Annotated in this window: 16 protein-coding genes; 11 read left to right on the top strand and 5 right to left on the bottom strand. The window is 61.5% G+C overall.

Features of this window, described 5'->3' with window-relative positions; translation table 11 throughout:
• Positions 1–12 precede the first annotated feature (12 nt).
• The 5 genes from KBY08_RS24820 to KBY08_RS24800 form a co-directional block, all read right to left on the bottom strand.
• Positions 13–720: a hypothetical protein gene (locus KBY08_RS24820; protein WP_024660791.1), complete on the bottom strand. Its 708-nt coding sequence runs from the start codon at positions 718–720 to the stop codon at positions 13–15.
• A 9-nt stretch (positions 721–729) separates the two neighbouring features.
• Positions 730–1437: a hypothetical protein gene (locus tag KBY08_RS24815; RefSeq protein WP_003401730.1), complete on the bottom strand. Its 708-nt coding sequence runs from the start codon at positions 1435–1437 to the stop codon at positions 730–732.
• 130 nt (positions 1438–1567) lie between these two features.
• Positions 1568–2017, bottom strand: a complete 450-nt coding sequence (locus KBY08_RS24810) for a hypothetical protein (RefSeq protein WP_011266235.1) — start codon at positions 2015–2017, stop codon at positions 1568–1570.
• A 441-nt stretch (positions 2018–2458) separates the two neighbouring features.
• On the bottom strand, positions 2459–3172 hold the full coding sequence (locus tag KBY08_RS24805; protein ID WP_096135757.1) for a cupin domain-containing protein: 714 nt from the start codon (positions 3170–3172) through the stop codon (positions 2459–2461).
• Between the two features lie 298 nt (positions 3173–3470).
• Positions 3471–4328 carry a GNAT family N-acetyltransferase gene (locus tag KBY08_RS24800; RefSeq protein WP_111522345.1) on the bottom strand — a complete coding sequence of 286 codons (858 nt, stop codon included), beginning with the start codon at positions 4326–4328 and terminating at the stop codon, positions 3471–3473.
• Between the two features lie 534 nt (positions 4329–4862).
• Here KBY08_RS24800 and KBY08_RS24795 point away from each other — a divergent pair.
• From KBY08_RS24795 to KBY08_RS24745, 11 genes are all read left to right on the top strand, one after another.
• Complete coding sequence (locus tag KBY08_RS24795) at positions 4863–5531, top strand: haloacid dehalogenase type II (RefSeq protein ID WP_003401723.1); 669 nt, start codon at positions 4863–4865, stop codon at positions 5529–5531.
• Between the two features lie 66 nt (positions 5532–5597).
• Positions 5598–6872: an NAD(P)/FAD-dependent oxidoreductase gene (locus KBY08_RS24790; RefSeq protein WP_024659646.1), complete on the top strand. Its 1275-nt coding sequence runs from the start codon at positions 5598–5600 to the stop codon at positions 6870–6872.
• 93 nt (positions 6873–6965) lie between these two features.
• Positions 6966–8603 carry an ABC transporter substrate-binding protein gene (locus KBY08_RS24785; RefSeq protein ID WP_024659645.1) on the top strand — a complete coding sequence of 546 codons (1638 nt, stop codon included), beginning with the start codon at positions 6966–6968 and terminating at the stop codon, positions 8601–8603.
• A gap of 31 nt (positions 8604–8634) precedes the next feature.
• Positions 8635–9591: an ABC transporter permease gene (locus KBY08_RS24780; RefSeq protein ID WP_003401718.1), complete on the top strand. Its 957-nt coding sequence runs from the start codon at positions 8635–8637 to the stop codon at positions 9589–9591.
• The gene (locus tag KBY08_RS24775; protein ID WP_011266231.1) at positions 9588–10466 is read left to right on the top strand and encodes an ABC transporter permease; all 879 of its coding nucleotides are present in this window, start codon (positions 9588–9590) and stop codon (positions 10464–10466) included. Before KBY08_RS24780 ends, KBY08_RS24775 begins: the two co-directional genes overlap by 4 nt.
• A 1-nt stretch (position 10467) precedes the next feature.
• Entirely contained in the window at positions 10468–12309 is a 1842-nt protein-coding gene (locus KBY08_RS24770) for an ABC transporter ATP-binding protein (RefSeq protein ID WP_111522346.1), read from the top strand.
• Positions 12306–12617 (top strand): (2Fe-2S)-binding protein, encoded by a 312-nt coding sequence (locus KBY08_RS24765; protein WP_024640400.1) that lies wholly within the window; start codon positions 12306–12308, stop codon positions 12615–12617. Before KBY08_RS24770 ends, KBY08_RS24765 begins: the two co-directional genes overlap by 4 nt.
• Complete coding sequence (locus KBY08_RS24760; RefSeq protein ID WP_054092872.1) at positions 12596–14005, top strand: NAD(P)/FAD-dependent oxidoreductase; 1410 nt, start codon at positions 12596–12598, stop codon at positions 14003–14005. The genes KBY08_RS24765 and KBY08_RS24760 overlap by 22 nt, the downstream gene beginning before the upstream one ends.
• Positions 14002–15171, top strand: coding sequence for an NAD(P)/FAD-dependent oxidoreductase (locus KBY08_RS24755; RefSeq protein WP_011266227.1), 1170 nt, complete (start codon positions 14002–14004; stop codon positions 15169–15171). Before KBY08_RS24760 ends, KBY08_RS24755 begins: the two co-directional genes overlap by 4 nt.
• Positions 15168–16325, top strand: coding sequence for an acetylornithine deacetylase (argE, locus tag KBY08_RS24750; RefSeq protein ID WP_111522347.1), 1158 nt, complete (start codon positions 15168–15170; stop codon positions 16323–16325). The genes KBY08_RS24755 and argE overlap by 4 nt, the downstream gene beginning before the upstream one ends.
• A gap of 114 nt (positions 16326–16439) precedes the next feature.
• The gene (locus KBY08_RS24745) at positions 16440–17897 is read left to right on the top strand and encodes an NAD-dependent succinate-semialdehyde dehydrogenase (RefSeq protein WP_111522348.1); all 1458 of its coding nucleotides are present in this window, start codon (positions 16440–16442) and stop codon (positions 17895–17897) included.
• Positions 17898–18011: the final 114 nt, after the last annotated feature.

Raw genomic sequence — 18011 nt, 5'->3', positions numbered from 1 at the left:
TCGCCGCGATGCTCAACCCAATGGATTGAAGCCACTCGCCGCGCTGCAGTAGCGTTGGCGAGTCGCGGACTCGGCAGAACGCTTGCATTGCTCCTTGAAGTACACCTTGGCGCCCTTGCGGCATTCCCGATATTCGATCGACCCTCTGCGCCAGTTACGGCATACGCTGGTGCCATCAATCTGGTCGTCGTCAACGACCCATTCAGCACGATAGGTACGCTTCCGGTCCCACTGCCACACAACAGCAGAATCAACAAATTGCGCCATTGCGTAGTTGCGGTGCCGTATAGGCTGTCGCGCCTTGTACTGGCTCATGTACTGAGCAGACACCATGCCTTGGGCGGTCGATCGAGGAACCGTCTTGTGGCTTTTTCCAAATCGACAGTCAGCGACAGCTTCGTCGATGAGATTGTCCGGCCCCATGCATTCAGCCAGCGATTGAGGGGGGGTCGAGACCTGGGGTAGCGGTGGCGGCGCAAGGACAGGAGCCTCGGCAACAGCGGCAGGAGGCATGGCAGGCGTGGCAGGCGTGGCATCGGCTGTTTTTGACTGATGGATGTAATGAAACAGGCCATAGCCACACAACACCACGACTATCAGCGCCACCAGTACATTGCGGTGGAATGTCGAAGCGCTCCTTGACGTGCGCAGAGGGGCACGTGCAAGCGCGTCCTCTTCGTCGACACTCAAGTGATCCCTCACCTTATGACCACCCCTCATATCTGTCACTCAAGCCTCCAAGGTAATGGGCGGGCTTTTCAGTGCGGCGAAAATGTCCATGGCTGAGCTGTCCCCCGATGTAATGTTGGCGGCGTAATGGGCGGGGTATTGGGCTTTTTCTATGGGTGGCAGCTGGTCGTAATGGGCGAGAAGCATCACCAGTGTTTGCGTGCTTTTGCCGGTTTCGTTGTATTCGTCGACATAGCGTTTGCCCATCGCTCTATTCCAGGCTTCCTGTTGAAGATGGTTTTCGGACGAAGCAGCACTACGCTCATTAATGGTGAATTCGCCACCTTCGTCATACATGATCAATTTGAGTTGATCCTGCGATAATCCTGAGAACGGGTTTGCTCCCCCGCCATTCTTGAACAGCGTAGCCTGCCTGGCTCTCTCGAGCAGCGCTGGATCGTCGGTATCGGGGACCTCCGCATCGTGCAGTGCTCTGTTGGCGTAATAGTGTGTACCCGCGATCTTGTCGTTAATGGATGTTGCCACCGCACCGAGTTCTTTGAAGCCTAGACGACTATCGCGGATCTGAGCGCGCATCGCGCTGCTGTTCAATTGACTGGACAACGTGGAGAGAGTTGCACTATCAGCGGCGCGCTCAGAAAACAGCTTACTTATTGCCGACGTGCTACTGGTTGGGGAAACCTCTTTCGCAACAGTCGTTAGGGTAGGGCTGCTGGTAAGAGCCGTGATGTGAGAAATGTCGAACATGCTGCGTCCTCGCGTCAGTTGCCAATCCATGGCGTTATATTCGCTATCTATATCGGCACGATCAGATTCAGCTTTAGTTTTCCTCCGGAGGCAGGCGCGCGCGTAATTTTGTAACGCGCACGCCTTGAGATTATTTCATGGTGAATTCAGCAGTCCATGCATGGGTAGAGAGGTTGGTGACCCTGGAGGTAGCTGTGCAAATCGCACCACCTTCAGGCGTTGCAGTACGGTTCCACTTTGGAACCTTGACTCCACCCGCACCTGCCAGCCTTACAAAAGTGGTCGAGAATGCACATACCTTGGAACCCATCACATAGCGAACACTGGCGTAGCTGGCATCAGGTGAGAGCGTGCTTTGCACCGTATAAAAGTTTGAATCGCCGGGTTGAACGGTAGAGCCAATGGCTGTTCTGGCGTTGCGTAGCGTCGATAACTCGTTACGCGTAACAGGCTTATGCTTCGCGACCTCTGTTCCCAGATTTTTGAACGTCACCGTAACCGGTGGTCCCGCGTGCGCAACAACAGTGGCGCACAGCGTGGCGAGAGCAAGAGAAGTCAGCAAGACGCTTTTTGTTTTCATGATCGGTAGTTCCTGAGTTAATTAATTAAATTCGTATTACATTAAGCAAGGCGAACGCAGGACAGCAGTGAGCCGCCTGTATTGACGTGCACGCGCTATCGCCCGATTAAGATCCGCCATGTATCAGCGCACAGAAAGTGCGCCGTCCACCTGAAGGTGTTTATGTCGATGACAGTCGGAGGATGGCCCTATACTAAAAAGCAGGGGTGACTCCACTGAACGGGTTAGAAGAAAAGATTAGTTTCCTGCAATCCGTTGAGATGTTTTAGCACGTGAGAGGGGAAAGAAAAGTAGGAAACTTCTGATTCTTTGCAAATCAGTTAATGACGATGATTGTTCTTGTCTTTTAGTATCGAGTTGGATTAACTGCGCTGGCAGAAGTTGTAAGTGTGCAGATTAAAGCGCCCCACAGAGCTGAAGGGCGCATCCCCTACTTCACGTTCACGTCACCGCATAAAACTTGCGCACATACGCCGTGCTGGTCCACTTGCAGGGCGCGCCCTGTGCGACGAATACGGTATCGCCGGTATTCACGGTCAGGCGCGGGCCGTTTTCCAGGCTCAGCTCGACGCTGCCTTCGATCAGGTTCATCAGTTCATGGATCTTGTGCGGCCGCGAGATGCGTTCGTAGGGGGTGGAGTCCCACACGCCGATGCGCAGGGTGCTGGCGCTGTCTTCGAAGAGGTTGTTGCTGCGGCATTGCGGCAACGCGCTGATCATGATCGCCGGGTCTGGTGGTGAAGATGGCGTGAGCATGGCCAGGCGGTCGAGCGCGGTGATGCCGGGTTTGTCTGGCCCGCTGGCCTGGGTGGACGCGCAGAAAGCCCAGAGGCTGTCCGGTTGCGCGTCGATACGTACTTGAGTGCCGCGACCGATCACTGCACTTTCACCGGTCTTGATCGTGAGGCTCTCGGTACCGGAGGTCAGGGTGACGGACCCGCGATGCATCACCAGCATTTCGGTGTAGGGGTAGGCTGCCACTGACAGCGACGTGCCGAAATGCACGAGGCCGGCCGCAATGCCCTGATCATCGATGAACGCTGTGCGACGCTCATTATCGAGCGAGTCATGCGCATCGATGGGGCCAGTGGTGAATTCGGTGTCTACCGGGCTGAGGTCAGCGCGGGCCAATAGCAAAACAGTGGGTTGGGGCATCGGGTCGGGCTCCTGAAGTTGAAGCGTTGATGATCGTTGCCACGCGCCGGACTCGGCGTTATACACAAATCCGCTTTTGCTTCTGGCCGGAGGCCGTAGGAGCGAACTTGTTCGCGAAAGGGCCGGTATGATCGCCTGTCTTCGCGAACAAGTTCGCTCCTACGCCCTGCGGGCAGTAGCCTGAAAAGCACGTATTCGGGGCTCTCCAGGACTTATGTATAACGATGAGCGCTCTGCGTGGTAATGCATTTCGTGACGCTCTGCGAGAGCATTGGCACGATGAGGTGCTTACGGGCGATCAGCCGATCGCCTGGGTAATCAGCGCAAACTGGCGCACGCCCTGGCTGGCTTGCGGGACTGCACCCATGCTCATGCAGGTCACGCTGTCGACGCGCTTGAGGCCGGCTTCCTCCAGCCAGTCGGCCAGGCCGCTGTCGGTCGGGATGTCGATACGTACGAAGGCATAAGGCACGCGGGCCAGCAGTTGCTCGATCATGTGCCTGGCCTGGTCAACGCTCTGGGCGACCACAGGGCCGATGCACAGGCCGCGGCCGAACGGACGCAGCAGGGCAAAGGCCTGCAACTGGCCGTCGCGCTCGATGCCGACGGCGTGCTCAAGGTTGTTCAGCACATCGCCGAGCGTCACCGAGCGGTCCATGCCCGAACCGGCGTTGGCCAGTTCCAGCACGCGAGGGTGGTCAGCCTCGCTCAGCCCGCGGCAACGTTCCTGTAACTTCAATTCGGTCGTGCCGGTCGGTTGCGCCTGCCCCTGACGCTGCTGGATCTCGCCAAAACTGACAAACCCCATCTTCGCGTAAAGCGGCGCACCCGCCAGCGTGGCGTTGAGGACCGCCGTGCGGGGCGCGACGCAGCCGACCGCCAGTTCCATCAGCTTGCGACCAATGCCCTTGCCCTGGTAATCGTCACTGACGATCACCAGACCGATGGTGGAAAACTCGCCCTGATGACAGGCGAAAGCACTACCGATCAACCGCCCGTTGTGTACCGCGACGAAGCCTTGGGCGACACGTTGCAGCATGGCCCAGTCTTCAAGTCGATGCGGCCACTTCAAGGCGATGGATAACTCATGAGCGTTGCCGACGTCGGCGGCGGTCATGGGGCGAAATTCAAAGTCGGGGCGTTGCTGAGCGAGCATGACGTGTCTCCGTCCAGAAGGATGCACAGGCAATAAAAGGATGCGTCAGGCGTGTTGTATCCCACCTGCTGCGGGCGGTGACAAGAGGGCTGCGCGCATTCGGCAGATTCCACAAAGCGCCGCTCGCCAGACCACAGTTACTGCTTAAATCGGCCGGGCCTCCGGCAGCAAATGCTTAGGGTTTTTACCCCGTGTTCAAGCTCTTTATATAGCTGCCGGCATTTGTCGCCAGCCAAGCACTGGCGCGGCGCAGTTTCTGCGGCGCAAACCCGCGTGTTTGAGCCCGAGCGCCCTGAAAAGGGTCATAAAAGCGCCGAAAACCGGGCTCTGCCCAAGGCTGGAGCGCCCCGCAAAGTCTGCTGAGCGCGCACCTCAAAACGGTGGTTTCTATCAAGCAGCCATCACTTTTAACGCCATCTGCTGATTTCACGGTGTTGTAATGAGGTTGTGCTGCAGCGTGCATCACCGCCCCTGAACATCAGGCCGGACTGCTCGTCATGCCATGACCTCAACGAACTTTCAGGACCGCACACAATGAGCTTTCTTCGACCAAAATTCATTACGTTCGACTGCTACGGCACGTTGACCAATTTCCACATGGGCACCATGACGCGCGAGCTGTTTGCCGACCGCGTTGCGGCTGAACAGATGGATCAGTTCGTCAAGGATTTTTCGGCGTATCGTCTGGATCAGGTCATGGGTGACTGGATGCCATACGACGAAATCCTCAAGGTTGCACTGGCGCGCACCTGCAAGCGCTGGAACGTTGAATACCGCGAAGAAGGCCAACTGTATTACGACGCCGTGCCGACCTGGGGCCCACACGCCGATGTGCCCGCCGGCCTGTCGAAAATCGCCGACAAGATCCCGCTGGTGATTTTCTCCAACGCCAGCGACAGTCAGATCATGTCCAACGTCGAAAAGCTCGGCGCGCCATTCCACAAGGTGTTCACCGCTGAACAGGCCCAAGCCTACAAACCGCGTCTGGCTGCTTTCGAATTCATGCTCGACAACCTGGGTTGCGGCCCGGAAGACATCTTGCATGTGTCTTCAAGCTTCCGTTACGACCTGTTCTCGGCGCATGACATGAAGATCAGGAACAAGGCATTCGTGGCGCGTGGTCATGAGCAGCCGGCCAACAGCAGCTTCGAATACCACCAGATTCCCGATATCGGCGGACTGGCCGGGCTGGTCGGCCTGTAAACCAGGCCCGGCGCCTGACACCGGCATTTTTCAAGGTGCTCTTCGATGAGTGACAAGGGGAACGAGATGCGCAGTGAGTCTTACTGGCTCGATACGGCTCCAGGCTTTACCGGCGCACAGGACGGCGCAGTGGAGGGGCAGGCTGACGTGGTAGTGGTCGGTGGCGGTTTCACCGGCCTTGCGGCGGCGCGTGCATTGGCCTTGAAAGGTGCCAGCGTGGTGGTTCTGGAAGCGGGCCGGGTGATCGGCGAAGCGTCGGGCCGCAATGGCGGACAGTGCAATACCGGCGTGGCCCAGGACTATGCGTCGTTGAGCGCAACCCTGGGTGCCGATCAGGCACGCGAGTATTACAAGGCTTACGAAAGTGCGGTGCAGAGCGTCGTGAGCGTGATCGACGAGGAACACATCGCCTGCGACATCAAGCGTAACGGCAAGCTCAAGCTGGCGGCCAAGCCAGGGCATTACGAAGGACTGGCACGCACTTGCGAGCTGATTCGCCGTGAAGTCGATGCTGACGTCGAGCTGCTGTCCGCTCAGGACCTGCGCGCTGAAATCGATTCGAACGAGTTTCACGGTGGCCTGCTGCAGCGCAACGGCGTACAGATCCATGTCGGACGTTTCGGTGTGGGTCTCGCCGACGCAGCAGTGCGTCATGGCGCAAGGGTGTATCAGAACGCGACGGTAAAGGACTGGAAAGCCAACCGTGGCGGCTTTGTGGTCAACACCTCGAAAGGCTCGATCCAGGCCGGACAGCTGCTGTTGGCGACCGGTGCCTGCCAGCATGGCGGGCTGGGCTGGTATCGCCGGCGCATCGTGCCGGTCGGCAGCTTCGTCATCGTCACTGAAGTGTTGCCGCAAGCGCTGATCGATCAACTGTTCCCCCACCAGCGCGCTTACGTGACCAGCCGTTTGATCGGCAACTATTTCCGCCTCACCCCGGACAACCGCCTGCTGTTCGGCGGGCGCGCGCGCTTCGCCATGTCCAACAGCAGCTCCGACGCCAAGAGCGGCAAGGTGTTGCAGGCGGCCATGGTGCAGATGTTTCCGCAACTGGCACACGTCAAGGTCGACTACTGCTGGGGCGGGCTGGTGGACATGACCTCCGACCGTCTGCCGCGTGCAGGCGAACACAACGGGGTCTTCTACTCAATGGGTTACAGCGGCCACGGTGTACAGATGTCGGTGCACATGGGGCGGATGATGGCCGAAGTCATGGAAGGCAAGGCACAGGCCAATCCCTGGAAGGACCTGAGCTGGCCAGCCATTCCCGGCCATTTCGGCAAGCCATGGTTTCTGCCGCTGGTAGGCGCGTATTACCGCTATCAGGACAGCCGCCACTGAGTGTTTGTCTGACCGTCGTCGTGTGTGCTTGAAGGACGCTCCGGCCAACCGTGAGCAATTCGGAATTTCCCCTTTTCGACAGGTAGAACTGATATGACTGACAAAAAAAACGACTCCACGTTGATCACAGGTGAAGACAGCCTGCGGGTTTTCGAAGGACTCAATCGCGGTCTGTCACGTCGCGATGCGCTACGCATGCTGGGCGTTGCAGGTGTGGTCGCGGCCGGCTCCACCCGCCTGTTCGGCGCGGCCGGCAAGGTGTTTGCCGATGACGCGGATGCCCCTGTCAAAGGCAAGCCGGGCGGCCGTATCCGGGTCGCTGGCATGTCCAGTTCTACCGCCGATACGCTGGATCCGGCCAAGGGCGCGCTGTCTACCGATTACGTGCGTCACTTCATGTTCTACAACGGCCTGACCCGTTTCGACAGCCATCTGGTCCCGCACATGGAGCTGGCCGAGAAGATCGAAAGCGACAACGCCACGGTCTGGACCGTGACCCTGCGCCAGGGCGTGACCTTCCACAATGGCAAGGCGCTGACCGCTGGCGACGTGGTGTTCTCCCTGTCGCGCCACAAGGACCCGGCCACCGGCTCGAAAGTCCTGCCATTGATGGCGCAGTTTTCCGAGATCAAAGCCACCGGCCCGCTGGAAGTGCAGATCACCCTCAGCTCGCCCAACGCCGAGCTGCCGTCGATCCTCGCGGTTTCGCACCTGCTGATCGTGCCCGAAGGCACCACCGATTTCAGCAAAGGCATCGGTACCGGGCCGTTCACCGTCAAGGAATTCAACCCTGGCGTGCGCTCGGTCAGTGCGCGCAACCCCAACTACTGGAAACCGGGCCTGCCGTACCTGGACGAAATCGAATTCATCGCCATCGCCGACGAACCCTCGCGGGTCAACGCGCTGCTCTCCGGCGACGTACACATGATCAACGAGGTCAACCCGCGCTCCACCACGCGTATTGCCGCCAGCGCCAAACACCGCGTGGTCGATGCACCGTCCGGCAACTACACCGACCTGATCATTCGTCAGGACCAGATGCCCGGCAAGAGCCCGGAATTCACCGAGGCCATGAAGTACCTGCTGGACCGTGAACAGGTCAAATCGGCGGTGTTCCGTGGCTACGCCCGCGTCGGTAACGACCATCCGATCTCGCCAGGCTCGCGCTACTTCAACGCTGACTTGCCACAGCGTGCCTACGACCCGGAAAAAGCCAAATTCCTGCTCAAGAAAGCCGGCATGGAAAAGATCACCATGGCCGTGGCGGCATCGCCTGCTGCCACCGGCTCGGTGGACATCGCCGTGCTGCTGCAACAGTCCGCCAAACAGGCCGGTCTGACCCTCAACGTCAACCGTCTGCCAAGCGACGGCTACTGGTCCAACCACTGGATGAAGCACCCGCTGAGCTTCGGCAACATCAACCCGCGCCCGAACGCCGACGTGATCTTCTCGCAGTTCTTCCAGTCCACAGCGCCGTGGAATGAATCCGGCTGGAAAAACGACCAGTTCGACCAGTTGCTGTTGCTGGCCCGTGGCGAAACCGACGACGCCAAGCGCGGCAAAATGTATGGCGACATGCAGGCTCTGGTCAGCCAGAACTGCGGCATCGGCATCCCTGTGTTCATCAGCAACATCGACGGTGTGGACAAGCGTATCCAGGGCTATTCCAGCAACCCGCTGGGCGGCTTCATGGGTTACATGTTCAGCGAGCAGGTGTGGCTGGACGCGTAAATGAAACCCTGAACCGAGCAGGAGGACGCAGATGAATAGCAACACACTCTGGTTGATCGTGCAGCGCTTCGGCGCAGCGATCGTGACGTTGTTGATCGTTTCCATCGTGGTCTTCGCCATAACCGCGGTGTTGCCTGGAGACGCCGCACAACAGGCCCTTGGGCAATTCGCGACGCCTGAACAGGTCGCGGCACTGCGTACCCAACTGGGCCTCGATCAGCCAGGTGTGGTGCGTTATCTGCATTGGTTGACCAACCTGCTCGGCGGCAACCTCGGCGAATCGGTCTCCAACGCGATGCCGGTCTCGGAGCTGATTGCCGGACGTTTCCCGAAAACCCTGATGCTGTCGGCCACCACCGCGCTGGTATCGGTGCCGGTAGCGCTGGCACTGGGGATTGGCGCAGCGATGTACCGCGGCAGTCGCCTGGATAGCGCGCTGAATTTCATCACCCTGTCACTGGTCGCCGTGCCCGAGTTTCTGGTGGCGACGCTGGCGGTGCTGATTTTCGCCGTCAATCTGGGTTGGTTGTCGGCGCTGTCCTATGGCGCCGATGTCAGCTCGCCATGGCAGTTCATGCGCACCTACGCGTTGCCGGTGATGACCCTGTGCTGCGTGATCGTGGCGCAGATGGCGCGCATGACCCGCGCTGCGGTCATCGACCAGCTGGACAGCCCGTATGTGGAAATGGCGCGCCTCAAGGGCGTCAGCCCGGTGCGTATCGTATTGCGCCATGCCTTGCCGAACGCCATCGGGCCGATCGTCAACGCCGTGGCACTGAGCCTGTCGTACCTGCTCGGCGGCGTCGTCATCGTCGAGACCATCTTCAACTATCCCGGCATCGCCAGCCTGATGGTCGATGCCGTGACCAACCGTGACATGGCCCTGGTGCAGGGCTGCACGATGCTGTTCTGCTCCGCTTACCTTGGGTTGGTGCTGATGGCCGACCTGTGTGCAATTCTTTCCAATCCGAGGCTGAGAACCCAATGACTCAATTCATTGCGAAATCGACGCCCGCAGCGCCGCAACCGGTGCTTCGCAAAAAAGCGTCCCTTCCGACCTCATGGCTTGGCCTGCTGGGCGCTACGGTGTGCTTCATCTGGCTGATGGTCGCCCTGTTCGGCCCCTGGCTGGCACCGCATCCGGTGGGCGAAGTGGTCTCCGACAACATGTTCGAAAACATGAGCGCAGCCTATCCGTTCGGTACGGACTACCTGGGCCGCGACATGCTCAGCCGCGTGCTGGTCGGCGCGCGCTTCACCGTCGGCCTGGCATTGATTTCTGCCGTGCTGGCCAGCGGCATCGGCACCCTGTGTGCGCTGCTGTCGGTGGTCGCGCCAAAATGGCTGGACGAAATCATCAGCCGCCTGATGGACGCGTTCATCTCGATCCCCAGCAAAATGCTGGCGCTGATCATGGTCTCGGCGTTCGGCTCGTCCGAGGTGCTGCTGATCTGCACGGCGGTGCTCAGCTACACCCCAGGCGCGTTTCGCATCGCGCGCAGTCTGGCGGTGAACATCGAGGCGCTGGAGTACGTGCAGGTAGCGCGCACACGCGGCGAGGGTCGTATCTACATTGCCTGCCGGGAAATCCTGCCGAACATGCTCAACCCGGTCATGACCGACCTGGGCCTGCGTTTCGGCTTCATCGTCCTGCTGCTCAGCGGCATGAGCTTTCTGGGGCTCGGTGTACAACCGCCTGACGCCGACCTTGGCTCGCTGGTCCGCGAGAACATCGGCGGGCTCAGCCAGGGCGCGCCGGCCATCGTGATCCCGGCCCTGGCCATCGGCACCCTGACCATCGGCGTGAACCTGCTCATCGACCGGCTGGCCTCGCGGCGCGGTCGTCGTTCGGGAGGGCATTGAGATGAGCCAGTTGATTCGTGTGCAAGACCTGCGCGTGGTTGCCGATGGCGACCACGGCGAGCTGGAGATCGTCAAAGGCGTCAGCTTTGCGCTGGAAAAAGGTGAAGTGCTGGCACTGATCGGCGAGTCGGGCTCCGGCAAGACCACCATCGCGCTGGCCCTGCTCGGTTACGCCCGACGCGGTTGCAAGCTGGCCGGCGGGGTGGTTCAAGTGGGCGCGCACGACATGCTCAGCCTGCCCGAAAGCCAATTGCAGGGCCTGCGTGGCAACCGCGTGTCCTACATTGCGCAAAGCGCCGCAGCCGCCTTCAACCCGGCGAAAAAGCTGATCGATCAGGTGATCGAGGGCGCGCTGATTCATGGTCTCGGCAGCCGTGCGGAACTGGAAGCCAAGGCCGTCGAGCTGTTCCGCGACCTGGCGCTGCCCAATCCGGAAAGCATCGGCCGGCGTTACCCGCATCAGGTCTCGGGCGGCCAGTTGCAGCGTGTCATGGCGGCCATGGCGCTGATCAGTGATCCTTTGCTGGTGATCCTCGATGAGCCGACCACCGCACTGGACGTCACCACGCAGATCGACGTGCTGCGCGCGTTCAAGCGGGTGGTGCGCGACCGGGGTGCCACCGCGGTCTATGTCTCCCACGACCTTGCGGTGGTGGCGCAGATGGCCGATCAGATCGTGGTGCTCAACGGCGGGCGGATCATCGAACAAAGCAGCACCGCCGCGCTGCTCAAGGGGCCAGTGGACGCCTACAGCCGCAGCCTGCTGGCGGCGGCGCGTCCGGATAAAGTGCTGAGCCCGGCCAGCGAGGTGGTCAAGGACAGCACGCTGCTGACCATCAAGGGCCTGACAGCGGGTTACGGCAAAAAGAACCTGCAGGGCATGCCGATGATTCGCGTGCTGGAAGACATCGACCTGACCATCCGCCGTGGTCAGGCCATCGGCGTGATCGGCGAGTCGGGGTCGGGCAAATCGACGCTGGCCCGTGTGGTCGCCGGTCTTCTGGACCCGGCGCATGGCAGCCTGACCTTCGACGGAGCCGACTTGTCCGGCACCCTGGCGGGACGTACCGAAGAGCAATTCCGGCGCATCCAGATGGTGTTTCAGAACGCCGACACCGCGCTCAATCCGATGCACAGCATCAGCGCGATTCTGGCGCGCCCGCTGAAGATGTATTTCGGTCTGAAGGGCAAGGCTCTGCGCGAGCGCATCGACGAACTGATGGACCTGGTGCGCCTGCCCCGCGAGCTGGCCGAGCGGCGCCCCAACGAACTGTCGGGCGGGCAGAAACAGCGCGTCAACCTGGCCCGTGCGCTGGCGGCCAAGCCCGACCTGATCCTCTGTGATGAAGTGACCTCGGCGCTGGATACCGTGGTGGGTGCGTGCATCCTTGAACTGCTCGGCGAACTGCGCCGCAAGCTCGGGGTTTCATACCTGTTCATCAGCCACGACATCTCCACCGTGCGCGCGCTGTGCGACGACATCGTGGTGATGTACAGCGGTCACAAGGTCGAAGAGGGCAGCCGCGAAGCCTTCAGCCGTGTGCCGTTCCACCCTTACACCGATCTGCTGGTGCATTCGGTGCCGGAACTGCGTCAGGGCTGGCTGGAAACCTGCGGTGTGACCAGCGGCAACCTGCCGCCCATCAGCGCACCGGCCAACAATCCGGAGCTGTGCACCTTCCTCAATCGCTGCCCGGCCCGAATCGAAGGCCTGTGCAACAAGACCGCGCCGGGCCGTCGCCTGATCGCAGGTGGCAGCGAGATCCTTTGCCACCGCGACAGCGACGAGCTGCAGGCCGTGCAAGAAAACCTGAATCCTGAAACCGTGGGAGCTTACGCATGAATGGCCGCTTTGTGAGGCTGGGCGAGCGCGATCGCTCGGTCGTAAGCCTGATGGTCGATGGCGCGCCCATCGAGGCATTGCAGGGCGATACCCTGATGGTGGCGTTGCTGACCCGCAAGGCGACATTACGCCAGTCCGAGTTCGACCCGGGACGCCGTGCAGGTTTCTGCCTGATGGGCGCCTGTCAGGATTGCTGGGTCTGGACCCGCAGTGGCGAGCGCCTGCGCGCCTGCTCCAACGAAGTCCGCGACGGACTCGACATCGTCACCACCCAACCGGAGGCGAAATGGCCACTTCTTCACGGTTAGACGTTCGCAACCCTGGCAGCCCCAGAGTGGTCATCATCGGCGCCGGCCCAGCAGGCACCCGCTGCGCCGAAACCTTGCTGGCCGCGGGCATCAAACCGATCCTGATCGACGAAAACCGGCGTGACGGCGGGCAGATCTATCGCCGTCAGCCAGAGGGCTTCAAGCGCGATTATTCAGCGCTGTATGGCACCGAAGCGGCCAAGGCGCGTGACCTGCATGAAAGCTTCGATCGCCTGCGCACGCAGATCGACTACCGCCCCGACACCCTGGCCTGGAACCTGACCCACGGCGAGCTGTGCTGTGCCAGCCAAGGCGTGCACACCGTGGTCGAATACGACGCGCTGATCCTGTGTGCCGGGGCCACCGACCGTCTGATGCCGATCAAGGGCTGGCAACTGGCAGGCACCTACAGCCTGGGCGGCTCGCAGATTGCGCTCAAGTCGCAATCGGTCTCGATTGGCAGTCGCGTGGTGTTCATGGGCAGCGGTCCGCTGCTGTACCTGGTCGCCAGCCAGTACGTCAAAGCCGGCGCCGATGTCGCTGCAGTGCTCGACACGTCACCGTTCGGCAAACGCGTCAGCGCGATGCCCAAATTGCTGGCGCGCCCCGGTCTGCTGCTCAACGGCATGAAACTGCTGGGCCAACTGTACAGCGCCGGGGTGCCGGTGCACCTGGGCGTGCAGCCCGAGGAAATCATCGGCAGCGAACAGGACGGCGTCACCGGCGTGCGTGTGAAGCTGGCCAATGGCACCTCGCTGGACGTCGATTGCGATGCCCTGGCGCTGGGTTATCACCTGCGTCCGGAAACCCAGCTGGCTGATCTGGCCGGCTGCCAGTTACGTTTCGACGACGCGTCCGGACAATGGGTGCTGGCAGTCGATGAGGAGGGCCGTACCTCGGTCAAAGGGTTTTACGCGGCGGGCGACGGCGCGAAGATTCGTGGCGCCGATGCCGCTGAACAGGCCGGTCGACTGGTGGCAATGGCGCTGCTGGAAGACCTCGGCCGACCTGTGGATAACTCGCGCCAGGCAGAAGTGCGCAAGAGCCTGGTGGCGATGGACCGCTTTCGGGTCGGGCTGGCCGAGGCGTTTCCGTGGCCTGCAGCCCAGGCGGCCGCCTTGCCGGATGAGGCCATTGTCTGCCGCTGCGAGATGATCAGCGCCGGTGAACTGCGCGGCGTCGTGCGTGAAAAGGGCGCCTGCGAAGTCAACCGCGCCAAGGCTTTCAGTCGCGTCGGCATGGGCCGCTGCCAGGGCCGTTACTGCTCGCAGGCCGGGGCCGAGGTGATCGCTGCCGAAGCCGGTGTGCCGGTCGAACAGGTCGGTCGTCAGCGCGGTCAGGCACCGGTCAAACCGTTGTCGATGCTGATCGACGAGGTGACATCATGAAGCAGCCAAAGGTAGACGTACTGATTGTCGGCGGCGGCTTCATGGGCTCGGCATCAGCGTTCTTTCTGCGCCAGCGCGGCAAGTCAGTGACGCTGCTGGAGCGCGACGTGATCGGCCAGTACGCCAGCGGCGTGAACTTCGGCAACGTACGCCGGCAGGGTCGGCATCTCGGTCAGCTGGAACTCGCCAACCGCTCCAGAGCCCTTTGGCAGAGGCTGCCGGAGCTGATCGGTGAAGACCTGGAATTCCTGCCCAGCGGCCACATGCGCGTCTGCTATCGCGAGGACGAAATCGCCGAACTGGAAGCCTATGCAGCGGCCCCGGAAGCCCGTGAGCTGGACCTGAAAATCTATAGCGGGAAAGCGCTGCACGAGCGCTTTCCGTTTCTCGGGCCGGACGTGAAGGGCGGCTCTTACGCGCCACACGATGGCCACGCCAACCCGCGCCTGGCAGCACCGGCTTTCGCCCGCGCAGCGATTCGGGCCGGGGCGCGGATCGAAGAGCGTACCGAAGTGGCTCATGTGGAAAAGGTCGGTAACGAATTCGAAGTCACCACCACTGACGGGCGCATTTTCAGCGCTGATCAATTGCTGATCACCGCTGGCGCCTGGGGACAGAAACTCTCCACGCAGTTCGGTGAATCCGTGCCGCTGGACACCCATGGTCCGCAGATGGCCGTCACCGAGCCGGTGCCGTATGCACTGCCGACAGTCATCGGCGTGTTCACCAAAATCCCTCACGAAGTGATCTACTTCCGGCAGATCGCCCGCGGCAACATCGTCATCGGCGGTGGTTTTCGCAGCAAGCCGGACATGATCAACCGCCGCGCCTACGTCGAACCGCGTAGCATCATCAATCAGGTGCAGCAGATGCGTCGCCTGTTGCCCGGCGTCGGCAACCTGAACATCATCCGCGTATGGAGCGGCATCGAAGGCTACACGCCGGACTCGCTGCCAGTGATGGGCCGCAGCGGCAAGGTCGACGGCCTGTTCTATGCGTTCGGCTTCTGCGGCCATGGCTTCCAGCTCGGTCCGGGCGTGGGCGACGTGATGGCCGAACTGATCAGCACCGGCACGACCAGCACCTCGATCAGCCCGTTCGACATTCGCCGGTTTGATGTCAGCCTTGTGGACAACCTCACTGAACAGACGAGTAAAGCCTCATGAGCCCCCGCGCACTGGAAATCCTCAAGCGTCTGATCGCTTTCGACACCGTGTCGTCGGAGCCGAACATGGCGCTGATCGAATACGTCCGCGAACTGCTGGCCAGCAAAGGCATCGAGTCGCTGATCGTCAAGGACGAGACCGGCAAGAAGGCCAACCTGTTCGCCAGTACCGGCCCGCGGGAAGTGCCGGGCGTGCTGCTGTCCGGCCACACCGACGTGGTTCCTGCGGCCGGTCAGGCGTGGACGATGCCACCGTTTCAGGCGACCCTGCGTGACGGGCGCATCTACGGCCGTGGCACCTGCGACATGAAGGGCTTTATCGCCCTGGCTATCGACGCGATGCTCGATGCTGCGGACATGCCCCTGACGCGCCCGCTGCAACTGGCGCTGTCCCATGACGAAGAGATCGGCTGCGTCGGCGTGCGGCGGCTGCTCGACGTCCTGCATCTGGCACCGGTACGTCCGTTCCTGTGCGTGGTTGGCGAGCCGACCCTGATGCAGTTCGCCGTCGGTCACAAGGGCAAGGCGTCCTATCGCACCTTCTGTCGAGGTCAGGAGGCGCATTCCTCGCTGGCCCCAAGAGCGGTCAACGCGATTCACCTGGCCAGCGACTTCATCGCCGAACTGCGCAAGAGCCAGAAGCAGATCGAACAGCAAGGCGCGCGTGACGAGGGTTACGACATCCCTTACAGCACCGTACACATCGGCCGTATCGATGGCGGCAAGGCGCTGAACATCGTGCCCAACCTGTGCACCCTGGAATTCGAATACCGCAACCTGCCGGGCGACAATCCCGATGCGTTGCTGGAGCAGTTGCGCGAGCGTGCCGAGGTGCTGGTACGTGAAGCGCGACAGCTGTCGGGTGTGGCAGACATCGAGATCGAGGTCATGAACGAATACCCGGCGCTGGAGACCCATCCAAGCGTTGAGGCGGTGCGCCTGCTGCACGCGTTTGCCGAGCCGGGCACACAGCACATCAAGGTCTCGTATGGCACCGAGGGCGGCCTGTTCGCCGGGCGCCTCAACGTGCCGGTCGTGGTTTGCGGTCCGGGTTCCATCGAGCAGGCACACAAGCCGGACGAGTTTATCGACGAGAGCCAGATGAACGCAGGCGAGCGCTTTTTGCAGAGCCTGCTGGGCTCGCTGAAGCAGTAGAGGCTGCCGTCCGCAGGCAAATTTCAGCATCGGACGCTGCCGTTATCGCGCTTTCAGCATCCTGGACTGTGGCGCCTGCCTAGACTGGCAATCATCCCGGAACAGGACTCGATCATGCTCAAGAATCAGTTGAAAGACCCCAGCCTGCTGGTAGACCGCGCCTACGTCGACGGGCAATGGATCAGCGCTGACGATGGTGCCACCCTGACCATCAGCAACCCGGCCACCGGCGAGGCGCTGGCGCAGGTGCCGGCCCTGCAGGGCGTCGAAACCCGGCGTGCCATCGAGGCGGCTGATCGCGCCTGGCCCGCGTGGCGTGCACGTCCCGCGGCCGAACGCGCGGCGCTGCTGGAGCGCTGGCATCAGGCGATGCTCGACAACGTCGAAGACCTGGCGCTGATCATGACCTTTGAGCAGGGCAAGCCGCTGAATGAGTCGCGCGGCGAGATCCGCTACGGTGCCAGCTTCGTCAAATGGTTCGCCGAGGAGGCACGCCGCTCATACGGTGAAACCATTCCCGCGCCCAGTGCAGACCGTCGTTTGATGACCCTCAAGCAACCAGTGGGCGTCTGCGCAGCGATCACACCGTGGAATTTCCCCAACGCCATGATCACCCGCAAGTGCGCGCCGGCCCTGGCTGCCGGGTGCCCGATCATCGTCAAGCCATCGGACCTCACGCCCTTGTCAGCCCTGGCGCTGGCGGTGCTGGCCGAACGCGTGGGCATTCCTGCCGGGGTGTTCAACGTCATCACTGGCATGCCCACCGGGATTGGCGAAGAGCTGACCAGCAACCCGGTAGTGCGCAAGATTTCCTTCACCGGTTCGACGCCGGTCGGCCGTCTGCTGATGCGCCAAAGCGCCGAACACATCAAGCGTCTGAGCCTGGAACTGGGTGGCAACGCGCCCTTCATCGTGTTTGACGACGCGGACCTGGAACAGGCGGTGACGGGCATCATGCTCAGCAAATTCCGCAACGCCGGGCAGACTTGCGTGTGCGCCAACCGGATTCTGGTGCAAAACGGCATTTACGACCGTTTCGCTGCACGGCTGGTGGAAGAAGTGAGCAAGCTCAAGGTCGGCAACGGACTGGAAGAGGGCGTGACCATCGGCCCGCTGATCAACCCGGCGGCGGTCAGCAAAGTCGCCCGGCATATCGACGATGCGCTGAGCCAGGGAGCGAAACTGCTGCACGGCGGTTCTCCTGACGGCACCAGCCAGTTCGTCCAGCCCACGGTATTGGGCGATACCCACGCAGGCATGCTGCTGGCCAACGAAGAAACCTTCGGCCCGGTCGCGCCACTGATGCGCTTCACAGATGAAGCCGAAGCGCTGGCACTGGCCAACGCCACGCCCTATGGCCTTGGCGCGTATTACTTCACCCAAGACCTGCGCCGCTCATGGCGTTTCGGCGAAGCGCTGGAGTTCGGCATGGTCGGCCTCAACACCGGCATCATCTCCATGGAAGTCGCCCCCTTCGGCGGCGTCAAGCAGTCCGGCCTGGGCCGCGAAGGCTCCAGCTACGGACTGGATGAATACCTGGAAGTGAAGGCGTTTCATGTGGGTGGGTTGTAGAGGCGGAGAAAACAGCGAGTCCCCTTCGCGAACAAGCGAAGCGTCGCCCGGTTCGCTCCTACGGCCTCCGGCCAGAATCAAAAGCAGACCGTATTCGCCTTGGCTTCTGCCCGA

Origin of the sequence: Pseudomonas sp. P135 (assembly GCF_020312125.1) — a bacterium.
GTDB lineage: Bacteria > Pseudomonadota > Gammaproteobacteria > Pseudomonadales > Pseudomonadaceae > Aquipseudomonas > Aquipseudomonas fragariae.
Note: the sequence above shows the minus strand (reverse complement) of the source record. Positions and strands in the feature narration are given on the sequence as shown.